13 protein-coding genes and 1 pseudogene are annotated in these 18,203 nt (G+C 38.1%); 10 read left to right on the top strand and 4 right to left on the bottom strand.

What is annotated here, in order from left to right; genetic code table 11:
- Positions 1 to 16 precede the first annotated feature (16 nt).
- The 6 genes from P4S61_RS00125 (at position 17) to P4S61_RS00100 (ending at position 7,212) form a co-directional block, all read left to right on the top strand.
- The gene (locus P4S61_RS00125) at positions 17 to 538 is read left to right on the top strand and encodes a hypothetical protein (RefSeq protein WP_337117566.1); all 522 of its coding nucleotides are present in this window, start codon (positions 17 to 19) and stop codon (positions 536 to 538) included.
- Positions 538 to 2,232 carry a dynamin family protein gene (locus P4S61_RS00120; protein ID WP_337117565.1) on the top strand — a complete coding sequence of 565 codons (1,695 nt, stop codon included), beginning with the start codon at positions 538 to 540 and terminating at the stop codon, positions 2,230 to 2,232. The genes P4S61_RS00125 and P4S61_RS00120 overlap by 1 nt, the downstream gene beginning before the upstream one ends.
- 94 nt (positions 2,233 to 2,326) lie before the next feature.
- Complete coding sequence (locus tag P4S61_RS00115) at positions 2,327 to 2,587, top strand: hypothetical protein (protein WP_337117564.1); 261 nt, start codon at positions 2,327 to 2,329, stop codon at positions 2,585 to 2,587.
- A 60-nt stretch (positions 2,588 to 2,647) separates the two neighbouring features.
- Entirely contained in the window at positions 2,648 to 3,610 is a 963-nt protein-coding gene (locus P4S61_RS00110; protein ID WP_337117563.1) for a hypothetical protein, read from the top strand.
- Between the two features lie 144 nt (positions 3,611 to 3,754).
- On the top strand, positions 3,755 to 4,894 hold the full coding sequence (locus tag P4S61_RS00105; protein ID WP_337117562.1) for a hypothetical protein: 1,140 nt from the start codon (positions 3,755 to 3,757) through the stop codon (positions 4,892 to 4,894).
- 62 nt (positions 4,895 to 4,956) lie between these two features.
- Positions 4,957 to 7,212 carry a dynamin family protein gene (locus P4S61_RS00100; protein ID WP_337117561.1) on the top strand — a complete coding sequence of 752 codons (2,256 nt, stop codon included), beginning with the start codon at positions 4,957 to 4,959 and terminating at the stop codon, positions 7,210 to 7,212.
- A gap of 178 nt (positions 7,213 to 7,390) precedes the next feature.
- On the opposite strand, the gene P4S61_RS00095 is transcribed toward P4S61_RS00100, so the two are convergent.
- From P4S61_RS00095 to P4S61_RS00080, 4 genes and pseudogenes are all read right to left on the bottom strand, one after another.
- Positions 7,391 to 8,491, bottom strand: coding sequence for a methyl-accepting chemotaxis protein (locus P4S61_RS00095; protein WP_337117560.1), 1,101 nt, complete (start codon positions 8,489 to 8,491; stop codon positions 7,391 to 7,393).
- Positions 8,492 to 8,768: 277 nt separating this feature from the next.
- Entirely contained in the window at positions 8,769 to 10,589 is a 1,821-nt protein-coding gene (locus tag P4S61_RS00090; protein ID WP_337117558.1) for a tetratricopeptide repeat-containing diguanylate cyclase, read from the bottom strand.
- A 261-nt stretch (positions 10,590 to 10,850) separates the two neighbouring features.
- Positions 10,851 to 11,245: pseudogene (locus P4S61_RS00085) on the bottom strand (DUF2750 domain-containing protein).
- Between the two features lie 72 nt (positions 11,246 to 11,317).
- A complete protein-coding gene (locus P4S61_RS00080; protein ID WP_145233102.1) occupies positions 11,318 to 11,899 on the bottom strand; it encodes a TetR/AcrR family transcriptional regulator in 582 nt (193 codons plus the stop codon).
- Between the two features lie 145 nt (positions 11,900 to 12,044).
- Here P4S61_RS00080 and P4S61_RS00075 point away from each other — a divergent pair, with 145 nt between their 5' ends.
- From P4S61_RS00075 to P4S61_RS00060, 4 genes are all read left to right on the top strand, one after another.
- Positions 12,045 to 13,088 carry an alkene reductase gene (locus tag P4S61_RS00075; protein ID WP_337117557.1) on the top strand — a complete coding sequence of 348 codons (1,044 nt, stop codon included), beginning with the start codon at positions 12,045 to 12,047 and terminating at the stop codon, positions 13,086 to 13,088.
- Between the two features lie 402 nt (positions 13,089 to 13,490).
- Positions 13,491 to 15,860, top strand: a complete 2,370-nt coding sequence (locus P4S61_RS00070) for a TonB-dependent receptor domain-containing protein (RefSeq protein WP_337117556.1) — start codon at positions 13,491 to 13,493, stop codon at positions 15,858 to 15,860.
- Between the two features lie 66 nt (positions 15,861 to 15,926).
- Entirely contained in the window at positions 15,927 to 17,054 is a 1,128-nt protein-coding gene (locus P4S61_RS00065; protein ID WP_337117555.1) for an alkaline phosphatase family protein, read from the top strand.
- Positions 17,051 to 18,100: an alkaline phosphatase D family protein gene (locus P4S61_RS00060; RefSeq protein WP_337117554.1), complete on the top strand. Its 1,050-nt coding sequence runs from the start codon at positions 17,051 to 17,053 to the stop codon at positions 18,098 to 18,100. Before P4S61_RS00065 ends, P4S61_RS00060 begins: the two co-directional genes overlap by 4 nt.
- Positions 18,101 to 18,203 lie beyond the last annotated feature (103 nt).

Genomic DNA, 18,203 nt, shown 5'->3' with positions numbered 1-18,203 from the left:
CTTAGTAAAGCAAGAGTTGCAAAATTTAGATAAAAAGCTCGACAACATAAGCGAGCAACAATTTAGCGATGTACAAATTACTCTTAATATACCAGCAGAAGAGAAAGAGGCTTTTTCAGTAACGTATGCAGCTGTAGCAGCGGGAGTTGCTATAGTTATTTTAGGCCCAATAGGTGTTATTGCCTCGGGTATTATAGGTGGCTTATTGGGCCGTAAAGACAACGCAGAAGAGCGCGAGCAGCAAATAGAGTCACAAGTGCGTGAGCAAGTTATTCCTCAAGCCGTTAATATGGCTGTAGAACATTGCACACAGCAACTAAATACAGCGGTCTCAAAAATTAAACAAGCCGTTTTAAGTTCATTTGAGCAAGAGCAACACGACTTCAACCAAGGTATTGAACAGCTTAAACTACAATTGCAGCAAAGCGAAGACGCGTTTAACGAGCAGCAGTTAAAGTTTGATAACGCTTTAATTCAAATTCAGCAAACAAATCAAGCCGCGCAAATAAAAACCAATGCTATAAAGGAAGCTAGCTAGTGAGTAATGATTTAGATTTTGACAGTTTAATGAACGGTCACCTTGATTTAAGTAGCAATGCAAATGAGCAATCAGCTTATTCACAAGCATCACTTCCAAACACAAAATCAGAGGGGGTTAATCAATATTTATACGAAAGCGAAAAAGGGTTAAGTTTATGTGCTCAATTAATTGCTAATGGCGATAGCAATACACCTATTGCCCGTTTATTAGCCGAAATTAAACACACGATTGAGCATGACTTTTTACAGCTTGCCAAACAAGACGATAACACCACGGGGGCTCATACTTATGCTCAATTGTTATTGCTAGAAAAACAATTGAATGAGATTGCGGCTTTTCCACATCTTGAAAAATACTATACCGTTGCAGTGGGTGGCTCATTTAGTGCGGGTAAATCGCGCTTTTTAAACTCTGTATTAGGGTGTCCCTCGTTGCTGCCAACAGACACAACACCCACTACATCTATACCTACTTATTTGTCGTTAGGTGAGCAAAATGCAATAAGTGCACTTAATTTTTATCGTAAAAAAACTGCAATTGATGAAGAAGCATTAAAAGCTATATGCCATGCATTTAATGAGCGTTTTGGCGTAACCTTTAGCCATTTACTACAGCTAATATCCGTTGAGCGTGAAGACTTTAAATACCCTAACCTCGTATTTTTAGACACCCCTGGTTACAGTAAAGCCGACGATATAATTAACACACAAAACAATACAGACGAAAACATTGCTCGTGAGCATTTACGCAGTGCAGACTATTTAATTTGGTTGGTTGATCAGCAAAATGGTACCGTGCCACAGCAAGATATTGAATTTTTAAAAAGCTTAGAGCTAACTCAACCTGTGTTAGTGGTAATTAGTAAAGCGGATAAAAAGCCAGAGTCACAAATACAACAAATTATTAATACAGCAAAACAGGACTTACAACGAGCTGAAATTAATTTTTTAGACGTAATAGGGTACTCAGCACAGTTAAATAAAGAGTTTTCAAGCTCCCAAACCGTACTAACTGATTTATTACAAACCGTGAGTAAAGGTAAAAATGGGTCAATCGTTTTATGGCAAGCAGAGCAAATATTTAAGAGCTATATAAATTTTTATGAGTCTACTCGTCAAATTCATAGCTTAACAAGTGGTACGATTAAAGAGCTGATTTTTGCTGAAACTATATCAGACAAGAACAAACAACATTTAGACGATATAAGCAATAAAACAAAAGCGCAGTTAAATGCATTAGCAACACAAAAGCAAGTTGCCCTTAAAATACAGCAACAATTACACGAGCAAATAACGCAGTTATGCGAGTTGCTTAATGTAAAAACAACCATGCAGCCGAGCTCTGTGACATTGAGTTCAAGTAATACGACTTGCTCACTTGGTAACGATAATATACCCCAACAATCATTAGTATTTGAAGCGCTCGTGCAAGGCAGTATTAAGCAATTGTCGGCTATTGCTGACATAACCGCTTTGCAAGGGCGAGTAATTAGGTTAAGTGCAGTAGGCGTGCACATTAAAATAGAAGAAAAGGTACCAACCGATTTCGACATCATTATTACTAAACAAAAAATAAAAGCCCAGTTGGGTGATGCCGTAATTAGTGATTATTTTAACGAAGGCCAGCGTGTGAAAGTTCACATCGTAAACGATAAAAAAGCGAGCATTACAGTCGATATAGCTTCGGCATAATTTTGAATAATATACATTAAAAACTTAATAACAAAAGCGTGTTAATCGAACTTAAATTAGCAACACACAATTACTTAATAAAAAAGGAAGTAAGATGGATTTTGATATTTTAGACGTTATAAACGATGCAACAAAAGAAGCTGATGCATTTGAAGGCCACCCAGCGGCTGATTTCACCATGGAAGAGCAGCTATTATATTTAAATGGTTTAGCACTTGTTATGAATGCAGACGGCCATATTGACGACACCGAAAAAGAATATATCCGCATACTTATAAAATCAATGAGCCTTGATGAGTCAATACTTGACGACATGGTAACGTTTGCAAAAGCGCCGGATAAAGACACAGTATAAGCGTTTTTCCGTACTTTTCGCCGTCGACCCGTTGCGCAATTGTTTTTGTTCGACGCACTAATGATGACCCGCCGCGATGGCAAAGTAGAAGACAAAGAAAAAGCCGTTGTAGACAAAATAGCCGACCAGCTCGAAATACTAAAAGGCACCCAACAAGATATATTTGATTTATTTTGCCATATTAAAAACCGAAACTGGCAAGAAAGCGCATTATATTTCAGCTCCCATTTATTAAACCCAGATCACTTTAAACATTTGCTCGCCTATCATGAAATTGAGTTCGATGCGTTAATGGTAGAAACCGCTGAGATCAGGAGTAATAGGTTATTGGAGATAATAAAACCTAAGTTAGTTGATTCTATAGAGTGGGGTACATTTGCTTGTGAGGGGACATCCCAACAAGCTTCATTTATAACTAAAGAGCCAGTAACATTATTTAAAGCAATCTCTAAATCCATATCTTATTCAATAGTATTACCTTGGATTCAATTAATGTTAGATAAAGGGGCATTAAGAGTTTCCAAAGAAACAGTCTATCTTGTTCAAGAGCCTGAAGAAAAGGTATTATTTGAGTTTTCTAATTCACTATTTAAACATGATTCGGAAGCTAATGCTTTTTATATAGATCCCCTTGAGGGTGCTCAGAAAAGCATTGGATCTGGAGATCTATTAATTGCCTTTCTAAAATATACGAACCTTAACTACTTAGTCGAACATATTGATTTAAAAAACTTATTAACATTAACTGGCTCAATAGGTGTTGCTGTTTCTAATGGGGGTCATTTACCAACATGTGATGGAGTTCAAGTATCGGCTATAACTTCAGGTCATTATTTTGCTAATCAGGGCCACCCTAATGCTATTAATGAAATTAAGGATGACCAAGTCGAAATTAGATACTGTAATCATTGCTCTGGAGGGCATGGAAGACAAGCAGGTATCTGCGACGATAAAGATAGAAGGTTCACTACAATTAATACTTCAGAGATGTTAACAGAGCATGGCTTTTATTTAGTCAAATAATTTAATTGGACATTGATAATGACTAGTTTAGACATGCTTGCCACTTTTATAGATGCAACAAAAGAGCCGAGTGCTTTTGAAAACCACCCAATAGCTCAACAAGGGATTGAAGGGCAGTTATTGTATTTGCAAGGCCTAGCCTTAGTGATGAATGCAGATAATGACATTCATGAAACTGAGGTTGAGTATTTGCAAATTCTAATAAACTCGTTTTCACTCGATAGTTCTGTTTTAGATGATGTAGTTGATTTTGCTAAAGCGCCAGATAAAGCAACTATTCAAGCTTTTGTTGCATACTATAGGCGTAAACCATTAGCACAATTATTTTTATTTGATGCGCTAATGATGACCCGTCGTGATAATCAGGTACACGAAAAAGAAATGCCTTTAGTAAATGCAATGGCAACCCAGCTGGAAGTATTAAAAGGCACTCAACAAGATATATTTGACTTATTTTGTCATATTAAAAACCGTAACTGGCAAGAAAGCGCATTATATTTTAGTTGCCACTTATTAAACCCCGATCACTTTAAACATTTACTCGCTTATCATGAAGTTGAATTTGATAAGTTAATGGTTGAAACCGCTAAAATACGATCTAAGCGATTGGCGAAGCTTATCGTCAGTAAAGTTATTCGTGCATGTCAGTTAAAGTGGGAACCTTTAAACTATTGTAATGCAGAATCTTTACCGAAAGAAAAAGAGATTACAACTGATTTTGCTCCTAACATTTTCACACATGATTTGTTAGTACCATTCTTGCAATCGAAAATGGATAGGGGTGAGCTTAGAGTTAGCTCTGATGAGGTTTTTATCACTTATAATTCATTTGAAAAATTGTACTGTTTACTTACTGATTTACATTTGGAGTTTGACCCAGAAGATAAGATTTTTACAGTATCAAAAAGTTATATTTCTGACTCTGAATTAATGGTGTCAAACGAGATGAAATTAGATTATTTCAAAACAATTTTTTCACCGTTATTGAACGGGGACCCTCAAGATATAAATATAATTTTATATGAATTATTTAAAGCTAAAATATCGGTTGTTAAGCCGCTAAACCCCAAGGGTAAGAATGGCGATGCACAGCAAGTTAACTCTGTATGCTTTCCTGCAAAAGGTAAAAAATGTTTAAGAGACGAAATAGTACTTGGTTTTAACAATAAGTTTTATAGAAATAAAGGGAGTGTTAAAGCTATTCTAATTTCAAACAATAAATATTTAGGCAATTTAACACTTTGGTCAGTATTGGTTTCCGGTCAATATCGGCTTGTTAGATAAAAGTATATTTGCATATAGAAATATAATTTAAAGTTTGGCTTTTTCAATAAAAGGATTTAAAAATGATTGAAGAACAATCATCGAGTTTATTAAAAATAAGTAAAGGTTATGAGTTGTTTAACAACTCAGTAGATGCGAATTTATTAGCTGAATTACAGGCATTGGCTAGTAACTTTAAAAGCGACGCACTACATACACAAAATGAAAATAGGTTGTTGCGTATTGGTATAATCGGCCAAATAAAGCGAGGTAAATCTTCGTTCTTAAATAGTTTGTTATTTAATGGCCAAGACGTACTCCCAAAGGCAGCAACACCGATGACGGCTGCGCTAACTAAAATTTGCTATGCACAGCAGCCAAAAGCACTGGTTGAGTTTTATAGCAAAAATGAGTGGGGTAAAGTTAAAAACTTAGCCGATACAGCATTCACTAAACATGCAAGCTATGAAAACGCCTTGCTTGAATATCAAACCAATAAAGCAATATCGCAAAAGCAGGGCGTTTTTATTCCTTCACCCGCTAAGCCTGTTTTATCTGATGAAGAAAAAGCCAGTATTGAGCTTTTAAATATGGTTAAAAGTTCAGGGCTAAACGTTGCGCAATATTTAGATACAAGCATATCGCTTGATGAAGTAAATAATAATGATGAATTAGTTGATAAACTAAACAACTATGTGGGAGCCAGCGGCGAATTTACACCAATAGTAAAAAGCACTGAGCTGCATTTAAATATTGACTCTTTACGCGATATTGAGGTGGTTGATACACCAGGAATGAACGACCCAATAATCTCCCGTGGTAGGCGTACACAAGAGTTTATAGGCCAATGTGACGTGGTATTTGTACTCAGCAATAGCGGCCAATTTTTAGACCAATCAGATATGAGCTTGCTGGCGCAAAATATTCCCAATAAAGGTATTGAAGATATTGTACTGATAGGCTCACTGTTTGATGGGGCCTTATTGGATGAGTACCATAATTACCCGTCTATTCAACAGGCGTTACCGGCCATTACTACAAAACTTAATAATCAGGCTAAGAGTAATGTAGATAAGGTATGTAATGAATTTTCAGCACATCAAAGTACTGAAGATGATAATAATCAAAGCCATTTAATGAGCACATTGCAAAATGCTCTGCCGCCTATATTTATTTCATCTCGCTGTTATGATTTAGCCATAAAGCCTGAGCAATCATTAAATGAAGAAGAGTTGCACTCGTGTCAGCAGCTTAATGACATGTTTGCTGACTTTACGTTTAATGCCAGTACATTTGCAGCAGTGGCTAACTTCACAAAAGTAACAAGTAAGCTAGATACTGTTAAGGCAAAAAAAGAGCAAATATTGGCAGATCGTTTTAATAATCTTTTAATCGGCTCAAAACGTGAGGTTAAACAAAAATTAGTTCAAATTGCAGATGACGTAACTTATAAACGTAAAAACTTACTTGAAGGCGATGTTGAAAGTTTAGCGAAAAAACAACAAGCAGTTGTTAAACGCATAGAGGCTGGCACAGTTAAAGTAAATAGTGTTTTTGAAAAATACAGTATTCAAGCTGAAAAAACATTAACGCGATTACTAACTGACATAAACCAAAATGCAATTCAGGTAAAACAAGTACAATCTCAATCAGGCTCGCGGGAAGAAAGCTATACAACATCAAGAGAGGTTAGTGATTCATCGTGGTACAACCCTTTTTCATATGGCTCAACTCGTACAGTCATCTCAACTCATTACCGTACCGTTAATTACACCTATGCAAGTGTTCATGATGCTGTGAGTAAGCTTGAGTCATTTGTGGTCGATACTAGCAAAGCGCTTTATGATGTAAGTGAAAACGCAATTCAATTAGGACTGTTTAAACAGGATATAAAAGCATCAATTAGAGATATGTTTGATTTTTCAGATGATGACTTTGACCCTGAAATGGTTTTAATGCCGTTAAACAATGCCGTTGAACGTATAACTATACCTGCAGTTAGTTTAGATCTCGATGCGCATATTAATACTATTCGGCAACAATTTAGTGCTGAGCAAGTTGAAGGCGATGACATAGCTCAGTTACGTACTGAGCAGGCACGGGTCGTCACTTTATTATTGCAAGATATAAGTGTTGAGCTAAAACAATGTATTTATCAGATAGTAGCAAAGTTAGCGAAAGAGCAAAGCAGTTTTATTCCGAGCTTAACGAAAGACCTAGTAGCAAATGTTGAACAACTCAAACAGGATCTAACCCATAAAGAAGAAGTACTAAAAGGCTATGATGACGTATTACAAAAAGTTAGCACTGACCTGGCAGGATTAGACTTTAACCAATAAATATTACTATAGTTAAGGCATTATCGTGTTTTAAAAAACATAGATAATGCCTATAAAGCAACCTTACCCATCAATAAGCAGGTAGTGGGTATAACTCCAAAGCTCAGTATCCATCATAATATCAATAATAAATATAAAATGAGCAGCGCTAAAGTTGTAGTTAAACTTAAAACGACCGTTATTTAGTTATTTTGTTTGCTAGGTTAGTTAATAAATCAACGGCTTTAAAGCTCGCCGCTTCCATTTGCGATATATGATCAATCATTTTATCCGAATGGCCATCTGCAAAGGCTTGCAATGCTTGTATGCCATGGTTGTGAATCTCGGCGTGCGGGGCTTCTAAGTTTTTAAACTCAATATGGGAGGCGTATTTAGCTGCACCATCACCTTTATAGTACCATTCACCTAAACGACACATTGTGTGATCGGCAAATTCATCTGTGGTTTTATCAGATAAACCAAGTAGTACCTTATAAACTTCCAGTTTCCAAACGATATGATCCATTTTTACCGTCTGAATAAATGCGTTTTCAGTTGAGTCGGTAATAACTGAATACATGTTTTGTGAGAACGTAACAATTTTATTAGCGGTATCTTCGATAGCCGCTGAACTTTCACTGATCTCATTACTTTGTTTCCCGACGTCGGTAATGTTGCCAACAACGTGGTCCATTTGTTGGTTTACTTGTTCAATTAAGCCTGAAATTTCATTCGATGCATCAGCTGAGCGTTGTGCTAATGTGCGAACTTCATCTGCAACTACGGCAAAGCCTCTACCTTGTTCTCCAGCTCTGGCGGCCTCAATAGCAGCATTAAGGGCTAGTAAGTTAGTTTGGTCAGAGATGCCTTTGATAATGTTTACAAAGTCATTAATCCCTGCTGTGACTGTTTGTAATTGCTTTACAGATTCAGAGGCTGTTTTAGTGTCTCTGGATATCACAGAAGTTGATTGCAAAGTGGCGGATAGCATTACAATAATGTTATCAAGCAATTGCTGTGATGATTGAAAGCCATCTCTGTGCATTACAAGTTCACTTGAATTTGCTGCTAGGCTCTCCCTGATTTGCTCTATTAAAATTGAAGACTGTAGCCACAAGCGGTTTAATTCGTCTTGTTGTTTGGCAGTTTTATCAGTTTGATTTATTTGCGCTACTAACTGACTTTTAGCATTCTTAACTTGTTCCAGTTCATCATGCAGTGCTTCATTTTGGTTACGAATATCTACAATTTCATTTTTTAGTTTTGCAATTTCTTTTTTATACTTAGAATTAAATATCACGTATTTGTCCAACTGTTTCTGTAAATGTGCCCAGAGTAAATCTCAGCGTTGTGCTAGCACACTTAATCTAATAGGTTATTAGGTTAGTTTAGCAAACTATGTCGTAATTTTTTTGAGCAAGCGCAATAAAACAGTGTGCCATTGCTATTTTTAGGTCAACAGAGCAGCCTTAATGCGAGGAAATAACATCGCTTTATTAGTAAACTATATGCTTCGTGAGCAACTACATTCAATTACATGATAATGAAGATAGTTGCGCGCAAGAACATTTGTTAGTTTAACTGAGACAGACGACTTTATTCCGCCCTGTTTCTTTAGCTTTATAAAGACCAAGATCGGCTTGTTTAACCATGTCTTTATATTCACCTTGTTGATTATATTCACAGACACCTAAAGAAACAGTGACCTGAAGTAGCTTATCTTGGTAAGTCAATTCAATGTTACTTACGGCTAAGCGTAACTTTTCTGCAAGATGCGATGCTTGCTCTTTATTGGTTTCAGGTAAAAACACCAGAAATTCTTCACCTCCCCAGCGAGCAACTTTATCCATACTTCTAATTGAATCTTGCAATGCGCTAGCCACTTTTTGCAATACAATGTCACCATAGTCATGTCCATAGGTGTCGTTGAGTACTTTAAAATGATCTATATCCAGCAAAATAATACTAAAAGTTTTTTTATTGCGATTAACTCCGCTCATTTCTAATTCAAAGATATCGTGCAATGCGCGGCGATTAAATAGTCCCGTGAGCTGATCGCGCAACGCAAGCTCTTTAACTTGCAGGTAGGCAGAGTGTTTTAGTCTATAGGCAATATAAATAAATAGGATAATTAAAAGACTGAAGGCAACGATCCCATAGAGTCGTAGAATTGCATTTTCATTGCTTGTTTGCGCTAGTTTAGCTTCGATTAATGACTTTTCTTTAGAGGCAATATCATAGGCTGCTTGTGATTGATCAAATTTTTCTTTTGCAGCTAATGAGGTACTTTCATCATCTAATTCTTTGTATTCAATCATAAGTTCTAATGCGCGTTGGTAATTTCCTAATGATTGATAATTTTCGATCATTGGCGGATAGTTTTCTAAACGTTTGATGAGTTGACTCTCGCTTGAAAATATAGCAAGGGCTTGCTCAAAATAGTCGGCAGCAAGTTTATAATTACCTAAACTTTGATTGCTTTGTGCCAGATTACTTAAAACGGTAGGCTTATGTATTAAATCATTGTTTTTATTTACAATATCTAACGCTTTTAAATAATAATCAATGGCTTTTTGGTGCTCATTTAGCTCAGCATAAATAGTGCCTTTATTAATAATTATAGGAACTCGGTCAAATATATTATGGAAGTGGGCTACTTTTTCGGCTTGATTAATGGCAATTAATGCCTCTTGGTATTGGGCTTTATCAACGTACATTGCAGCTAAGTTTGCATACAGCTCAGTGAGCAGTATGTCATTTTCAGGGTATGCTGCTATTGCCTGTTGAGTGTATTCAATCGCTTTGTCGTAGTTTTTCATATAATAATTGGTAAACCCTAAACCAATTAATATCTTCGGTGAAGCATATCCTTGAATGTTTATTTGTAAATCGTGAGCATGTAAGATTTTATCGAGTCCATCTACCATTTTTCCTTGTCTAACAGAGTTAATTCCATACAAATAGTAAGTCATACTCGTAGCAAGCTGTGTGTCATCAGCAAAAGACACTGCTTTTGATAAATAAGAATCGGCTTCGGCAAACTTACCTAAGCGATATTTCATTAATCCGAGGTTGTCATAAAGTGCGTATTTAGTTTCTATATCGACTTCGCTATCGAGTAATTGTGAGACATCGTCTTTGAGCAAGTCGAATTCATGCCAGTTCTTGTCTTCATTCATAAATGCAAGCCAAACAACCATTAACTCAGCTTGTTGTGTGGTTGATTGTGCCGAGGAATATGTTGCTCTTAATTGTTGATAAGCTTGTGCGGATTCACCATCACTTTTGAGCTGTTTTATTTCACTGAGTGTGGATTCTAGTGAGTCAATTTGCTCTGTGGCATAGCCACTATTAATAAACGTTAGCAGTAGTAATATTAAAATACCTTGTCGTACCATTATAAAGTCCAAAGAGTAAGGGGCGTGTTGAAGTCAACTAATGCCAAAGTTTTTGCAGTGGGAGCTGTGTTTATTTCACTGATCAGTGTGAATAAGCATAAATTAATTATCGCTAAAAGCGACATTATTGCCGTTATATTTTAATTTTTATAGGTATTAATTTTGTATCTTTGTCTTAAAGCGTTGCGCGTAAAAAATTTAAAGTTTGCGTGGATAAGTCGCAGAACAACACGTCTGCGACTCAATTATAGCGAAGTGTAATTAGTAACGTTTTTTAGGTGCTTTTAGTTGTGAATCAAATTCATCAGGAAATAAAATTGTGCCGTCGTCTTCTTCAGTTGGAAAAACGGCGATAAGTAAGTCATCTTGTTCAAGACCGAGTGTCCATCGGGTTGTCCAATCTTTCAATGGAATTGCTTTAGCTGTGCAATTTTCCCACTCACCGGTAGCCCATGCCTCGGCATAAATACGTTCAGGCCATACCGGTACACAATCATCATCTTCGTTGGCGAGCATAACACAGCCATCGTCGTCATTTAATATCCACACTTGTTTGAACTCTTGGACGGTCTCAAACATAAAAGCCAATCTTTTTTGGCTCCTAAATTTAAGATTGTCTCGAATTTTTCAGATGCGGTTGCAGTTGCATTACTCATTAATAGACTCTCTCTAGAATGGCTTAGGTATAGTATATTGACTAATATGACAAAATGTCGATTAGTTAAAAATTAATTACACATTGCGTGGTATAAATCGTCGGCGAGTTGGCTTAGATCTTGTTCGCAGCGGTTAGTCAGTGCATAGGTTCGCAAGCCGTAAAGGCCCATTGCTAAAAAACGAGCTAGATGCTCAGCTGTGCGTGTGTTTGGGATTTCACCTTCTTTTATCGCGCGCTCAAATTGTTCGGCGAGGGCGTTTTCGTAGGCATTTAAATTTGTCATCAGTACGTGGCTGATCTGTGAATCTTGCCCTTCAACTTCACTAATACTTTTAGTCAGTAAACATACTTTCATCGCATCACCACTGATACACTCGTTGACTATTGAGTCTAAGTATTGGCGTAGGCTTGGTAAAACGGGTTTATGTTGACAAAAAAGTGCCGTAAATTGCTGATTTCGATCAGCCTGATATTGCTCAATAGCCGCTAAAAAAATACCTTTTTTATTGCCAAACGCAGCATATAAAGATCCTGGATGAAGCGCTGTAACTTGCGTTAATTTTTGCATACTCGTTTTAGCATAACCGTGTTGCATAAAAGCCAGCATCGCTTGGCGAAGTACAAATTCACGGTCAAATTCGGCTATTCTCATAGGGCGCTCTGTTGCATTCTATTTGACTTATAAGGTGTAGATGGGGTTAGTTTACTTAATCTTGAACAAATATTCAAAAATAGACTTGAATGTTTTATTGTTCGCCCTTATCTTGAATGTACACTCAAGATAAGGATTGATAAGAATGACCACTGATCTACTGCAACCGTTTAAGCTTAATGACACGATTGAATTACAAAACCGTATACTTATGGCACCGCTAACGCGTTGTATGGCTGACGATAACTTAGTGCCAACCCAAACGATGGTTGATTACTACGCACGCCGTGCTGAAGCCGGTTTAATAATTAGTGAAGCCACGATTATTCGCCCTGATGCGCAAGGTTACCCGAATACGCCAGGTTTATTTACCAGCGCACAAATTCAAGGCTGGAAAAAAGTAACCGATGCTGTGCATGAGCAGGGCGGTAAAATGTTTGTACAACTTTGGCATGTTGGTCGGGTTGCACATCCACACTTTTTTGATGGCGACGTTTTAGCCCCATCTGCGATTGGTGTTGAAGGCTCTGTACCACGTATGCGTGAGCTTACTTATATTACCCCAAAAGCAGCAACCACTGCCGATATTAAGTCATTAATTGCAGATTATGCAAAGGCTGCAGAGAATGCGCTTGAAGCAGGGTTTGATGGCGTTGAGATCCATGGTGCGAATGGTTACTTAATCGATCAGTTTTTACATTATGCAGCCAATGAGCGTGATGATGAATACGGGCAAACTCCAGAGAATATGTCGCGTTTTGCACTTGAAGTTGTTGATGCGGTAATTAATGTCATCGGCGCAGATAAAACTGGGCTACGTTTATCTCCTGGTGCTTACTTTAATATGAGCGAAGATAGCCGCGATAAAGCGGTATTTGATTACCTCTTAAACGAGTTGAATAGCCGAGCACTCGCTTACTTACATGGCGGTATTTTTGACGATAGCATGCGCTTTGCAAGCCTTGCAGATAAAACGACGTCAGAATATTTACGTGCGGCTTATTCAGGTACTTTAGTGGGTGTTGGTAGCTATGATTTTGACACGGCTAAAGCTGCTATTAATGCCAATAAGTTTGATTTAATTGCTATTGGTCGCCCGTTTATTGCAAACCCAGATTACATCAGTAAAATAAAAAATGCTGAAGAAGTGGTTCCATATAGTGATGAAATGCTGGCTGAACTAATTTAAACGTAGTTTGTTTTAGTCACTAAACCACCTACTTCTGTAGGTGGTTGCATTAACGTCGGAAACTACTTGTCTCTGGCGTTTATAACACGTCAATAGATGTTGATTGCAAACTTGTTTTAGGTATTTATTTGCGATTAGCAATATTGCTTTTTAATCGTTACTAATGCTGTGAAAAATACTCTTTCGTATTGATTTAACTCCCTCTCTATTTCCTACAAATATTACCGCGATAGACTGTTATTTAAATTATAATATCTTTATATGTTAATTGTTTAAGCTGCATTGTTGCCATAAATAATCAATATATTTGTCACTGTTACGTCAATTTTTTCGAGCTTTTTTGTCATATATTCCCTCCATACTTTGCCCGTATACAAAACAATAATTGCAAATGGGACAACAATGCGTACTTTTACTAAAAGATCGACTTTAAGCTTAGCAATCGCTTTAGCGTTTTCAACTAATAGCTTTGCAAATACCAATGAAATAGAAGAAGTCACGGTAGTGGCAAAACCAACGAGCTATGCAAATAGTGTGATTGAGCAATCAATGATTGAACAGCAGAGTTCGGTATCAAGTGTATTATCGGTGATGGATAACCTACCAGGAATTAGTATTAACGAAGGTGATGCATTTGGTGGTGATGATTGGTCTACCACTATTACGATGCGCGGCTTTAGTATCGATGGTAACCAACAGCAGTTAGGTATGACGGTTGATGGTATTCCAAACGGCGGCTCTAATTATGGCGGTGGTGCAAAAGCTAATCGCTACCTAGACAGCGAAAACTTAGCCACGGTTGAAGTGGGACAAGGTACCTCAGATATCGCCTCAGCATCACTTGAAGCACTCGGTGGTACGTTTAATTTTGTTAGTAAAGATCCTAGCCTTGAGCGAGGAACTACATTTGCTTACACCAATGGTGACCATGATGCGACCCGTTATTATTTTAAGCATGAAACTGGCACTCTCTTTGATAACACGCAAGCTTATGTGAGTTATTCACAAACCAATACTAGCCGCTGGATAGGTGATGGCAGTAATGGCGGTAAAGATAATCAACATGCTGAGGCTAAATTTGTATCTAACTTTAATGCGCTGACTGTAACAGGGCGTTTATCGTATGATGATGTAAGTGAGACCAACTATAACAGTGTGAGCTTGCAGCAATTTGCGCAAACACCAAATTGGGATCAACTAACTTGGAATTGGACTGGCGTGCCACACTTTGACCAAATGTTTGCAGAAGGTTGGGGTACATTGCGTGAAAATGCGTTAGGTTACGTAAAGTTTGAATACGCAATCTCACCTTCGTCATTATTAACAATCAGCCCTTATTACCATAAAAACTCAGGGCGTGGTGATTGGATCCCACCTTATTTAACATCACCTGTCGACAAAGACGGTAATCCAACAACCGAAGGCGGCACAAATGCTGGCTCATATGGTTTTGCAGATAGCCAAGGTAAGCCATTAATGCCTAACGCAAATTGTACAGACACACTCAGTTGGCCATGGGATTCAGGCACAGGGTTGAATCCGGCGTGTTACCCAGATTCGGCAATACCGGTAATGTCATATCGCCATACACACTATGACAAGGACCGTTTAGGTTTAACCGCCGATTATAAATTAACCTTAGGGATGCACGATATTGAAGCAGGTATTTGGCTTGAACAAACTGATCGTGACGAATCTCGTGATTGGCATAAAGTTATTGACGCTCGCGTGTATCATCACTTTGATAGCACCCCATACTGGACGCAATATAAAAATACTTTTGAAACAGATACCTTTAAGTGGTACGTACAAGATTCTATCAGCCTAGGCGATTTTACAGTTAATCTTGGCGCTAAACAGTATTTAGTTGAATTACAAAAATACGATCATTTTGCAGATCTACGCTCTGATAAAATAAACAGTGATTCAGATGTGTTATTTAGTGCAGGTGCTTTGTACCAGCTAACTAGCAGTACAGAGTTATTCGCCAGTTTCAGTGAAAATTTCTCAGCAATTAAAGATGGAGTGCTGGAGCGTGATAGTTCTACACTCACAGAAATTGAACCAGAAACAGCTGAAAATATCGACTTTGGTGTACGTTATAAAGCAGACCGCTTGAGCCTAACTGCGACCGCTTATTCTATTGCCTTTGATAACCGTATTACTTTTATCGCACCTGGCAGTGATACCGGCGGGATTGATTATACGATAGGTACAAATGGCTCTTACATCAATGTAGGTGGTATTGACTCGCAAGGTATTGAACTATCAGCAAGTTATATGCTTACAAATGAATGGAATATTTATACTTCATATACTAATAACAGCTCTGAATACGCATCGCACGATCCAAGTGCCTACGATGCCGATGGTGTTATCCTCAAAGATGAAGACGGAAAAGCGCTACCGCCAAGCTTTAAAAAAGGCGATGACGTTATCGATTCACCAAGCGATATGTTTGTGCTTTCGACCGATTATTACAGTGGCGACTTCCGCTTTGGTATATCCGCTAAATATACCGGTGAACGCTTAGGTGCATTTTTAGATGAGCAAACTCGTACACGTAATAAAGTTGATGGTTATACCGTGCTTGATATCAATGCCGGTTATGCCGCAGACGTCAATGCCGGCCCATTTAAATCAATCGATATTGCTTTTGCTGTCACTAACGTAACAGATAAACAGTATTTAGCGGGTGGGACAGGTAATGGCAGCACTTATTTTATTGGTGCACCACGAACTGCAGCACTTACATTTACTGCTAATTTTTAAGCCCTAATTATAAAAATAATAACCAAAACCCATCCTTGTTGATGGGTTTTTATTGATAGGAATACTATGAAAGCAATAGCTAAACTGGCCGTAATAGGCTGTACATTAATGGTAAGTCATATTGTCAAAGCCAGTGATAATGTCGTACTTGTGACGCTTGATGGTGTGCGCTGGCAAGAGGTATTTAACGGCGCCGATCAAAAATTGTTAGCAAATCCCGATTTTGTTAAACAGCCAGAGCAATTGAAACAACAGTTTTGGCGCGATGACAAACACGCCCGACAAGCTCAGTTAATGCCATTTATTAGCAATACGATTGCTCAACACGGTGTGTTAATTGGCGATAGAGAGAATGGTTCAACAATGTCGGTGAGTAACCCGTGGTATTTTTCATACCCAGGCTACAGTGAGATCTTAACTGGCAGTGTTGATGAGGCAATTAACAGTAATGATAAAACGCCAAATCCAAATAAAACTATTTTAGAGCGATTAGAGCAACGCGCTGACTATAAAAATAAAACCGCATTATTTGGCAGTTGGGATGTATTTCCGTTTATTGTTAATACCAAACGCAGCTACGTATATGTAAATGCGGGTTTTATGCCAATTGAGGCAGACTTATTTGCCGATGCGCCACTATTAAATGCTTTACAACAGGAGATCCCAAGTCCTTGGCATAATGTGCGTTTAGACAGTTTTACATATCGTTTTGCCAAAGCTTATATGCTGGCAAAAAAGCCTAAGTTATTAGTGATCAGCTTAGGTGAAACCGATGATTTTGCCCATGATGGTCATTACGATCACTATTTGCAGTCGGCTAAACAAAGTGACGCTTTTATCAAAGACTTATGGCAAACCATTCTGACTACACCTGGCTATAAAAATAACACAACGCTTATTATCACCACGGATCATGGCCGTGGCAGTAACGCTAATGATTGGCAGCATCATAGTTCAAAACAAGCAATGGCAAAATCGGAGCAAGGTCGTAAAGCTTTTCCTGAGGGAATTATTGGCTCTGAGCATATTTGGTTAGCTGCAATTGGCCCAGATATTAAACCGCAAGGTTTATTAAAAACAACAACAGAGCTCAAACAAGCACAAGTTGCGGCAACGATTTTAACCGTACTTGGCGAAAACCCTAAGCAGCTTAATCCCGCTATGGCGGATGCAATTGATGAGATTTTAAAATGAAGCATTTAATTAAAGCGGCCGCATTGGTAAGCATTGTTGCGAGTTTTTCAGTATTAAGTACACCGCAAAAAATACTGTTTGGCTCATGTGGGCATCAAGATAAAGATATTCCGATTTTTGACGCAATCAATAAAGAGCAGGCAGATTTGTTTATCTTTTTGGGTGATAACATCTACGGCGACACCAACGATATGCGCGTACTTGCCGATAAATATCAGCGCTTAGGCGCTAAGCCTGGCTTTAAAACGTTAAAAGCACAGACTCCCCTTATTGCCATGTGGGATGATCATGATTTTGGCCAAAATGATGCAGGTAAAGAGTACCCACATAAAGAACAGTCTCGGAAAATTATGCTCGACTTTTGGCAAGAGCCAACGGGTTCAGTGCGTCGCACACGTGCCGATGGGATTTATACCTCGTATATGTATGGCGAAGGTGAGCACACGATACAAGTGATCATGCCTGATCTGCGTTGGAACCGCGATGCACTTAACCACGTTAGTGAAACACAATACAAGACTGAGCGTAAAGCGAATAATCAAGGGCCTTATAGCCCAAGTGAAGTAAAAGGCGCATCGATGTTAGGTGAGGCGCAGTGGCAATGGCTTGAACAAGAGCTTAAAAAGCCTGCTGCAATTAAACTGATTGCTTCGAGCTTACAGTTACTGCCTGACTTTACCGGCTGGGAGTCATGGGCTAATTTTCCGGAGGATAGAAACCGTTTATTTGCGTTAATTAAAAAACACAAAGTAAACGGCGTGGTAATTATCAGTGGTGACACACACTGGGGAGAGATATCAAGGTATGAACAGAACCTTGATTATCCACTGATTGAAATGACCAGCTCAGGCCTTACTGAAAAATGGAAAAACGTCAGTCCTAATAAACACCGCGTGGGGAAGTTCACACATGACGTTAATTACGGTGATTTAAGCATTGATTGGCAACAAACAGATCCAGCTATTTCACTCCAGCTAAAAGGCATTGATGGCGATGTGATCATGCAAAGCCAATTTAGCTTATCAAGTATTAGCCCATATAAATAATGACTCCCTCAGAAAATAAAACGCACAGTAGCTATACTGTGCGTATAAAAAGTGAGTTAATTATTGTGCTAACTCGCTGATTTATTAATGCCAATTAGCGACA

The organism is Pseudoalteromonas sp. B160 (assembly GCF_037162485.1).
Classification (GTDB): Bacteria; Pseudomonadota; Gammaproteobacteria; order Enterobacterales; family Alteromonadaceae; genus Pseudoalteromonas; species Pseudoalteromonas rhizosphaerae.
The sequence above is the reverse complement of the archived record's forward strand: the minus strand, read 5'-3'. Positions and strand labels throughout refer to the sequence as shown.

Coding starts and splice junctions, on each gene's coding strand:
- P4S61_RS00115 (WP_337117564.1), top strand. CDS start 2,327: ATGGATTTTGATATTTTAGACGTTATAAACGATGCAACAAAAGAAGCT.
- P4S61_RS00110 (WP_337117563.1), top strand. CDS start 2,648: ATGATGACCCGCCGCGATGGCAAAGTAGAAGACAAAGAAAAAGCCGTT.
- P4S61_RS00100 (WP_337117561.1), top strand. CDS start 4,957: ATGATTGAAGAACAATCATCGAGTTTATTAAAAATAAGTAAAGGTTAT.
- P4S61_RS00090 (WP_337117558.1), bottom strand. CDS start 10,589: ATGGTACGACAAGGTATTTTAATATTACTACTGCTAACGTTTATTAAT.
- P4S61_RS00080 (WP_145233102.1), bottom strand. CDS start 11,899: ATGAGAATAGCCGAATTTGACCGTGAATTTGTACTTCGCCAAGCGATG.
- P4S61_RS00075 (WP_337117557.1), top strand. CDS start 12,045: ATGACCACTGATCTACTGCAACCGTTTAAGCTTAATGACACGATTGAA.
- P4S61_RS00070 (WP_337117556.1), top strand. CDS start 13,491: ATGCGTACTTTTACTAAAAGATCGACTTTAAGCTTAGCAATCGCTTTA.
- P4S61_RS00065 (WP_337117555.1), top strand. CDS start 15,927: ATGAAAGCAATAGCTAAACTGGCCGTAATAGGCTGTACATTAATGGTA.
- P4S61_RS00060 (WP_337117554.1), top strand. CDS start 17,051: ATGAAGCATTTAATTAAAGCGGCCGCATTGGTAAGCATTGTTGCGAGT.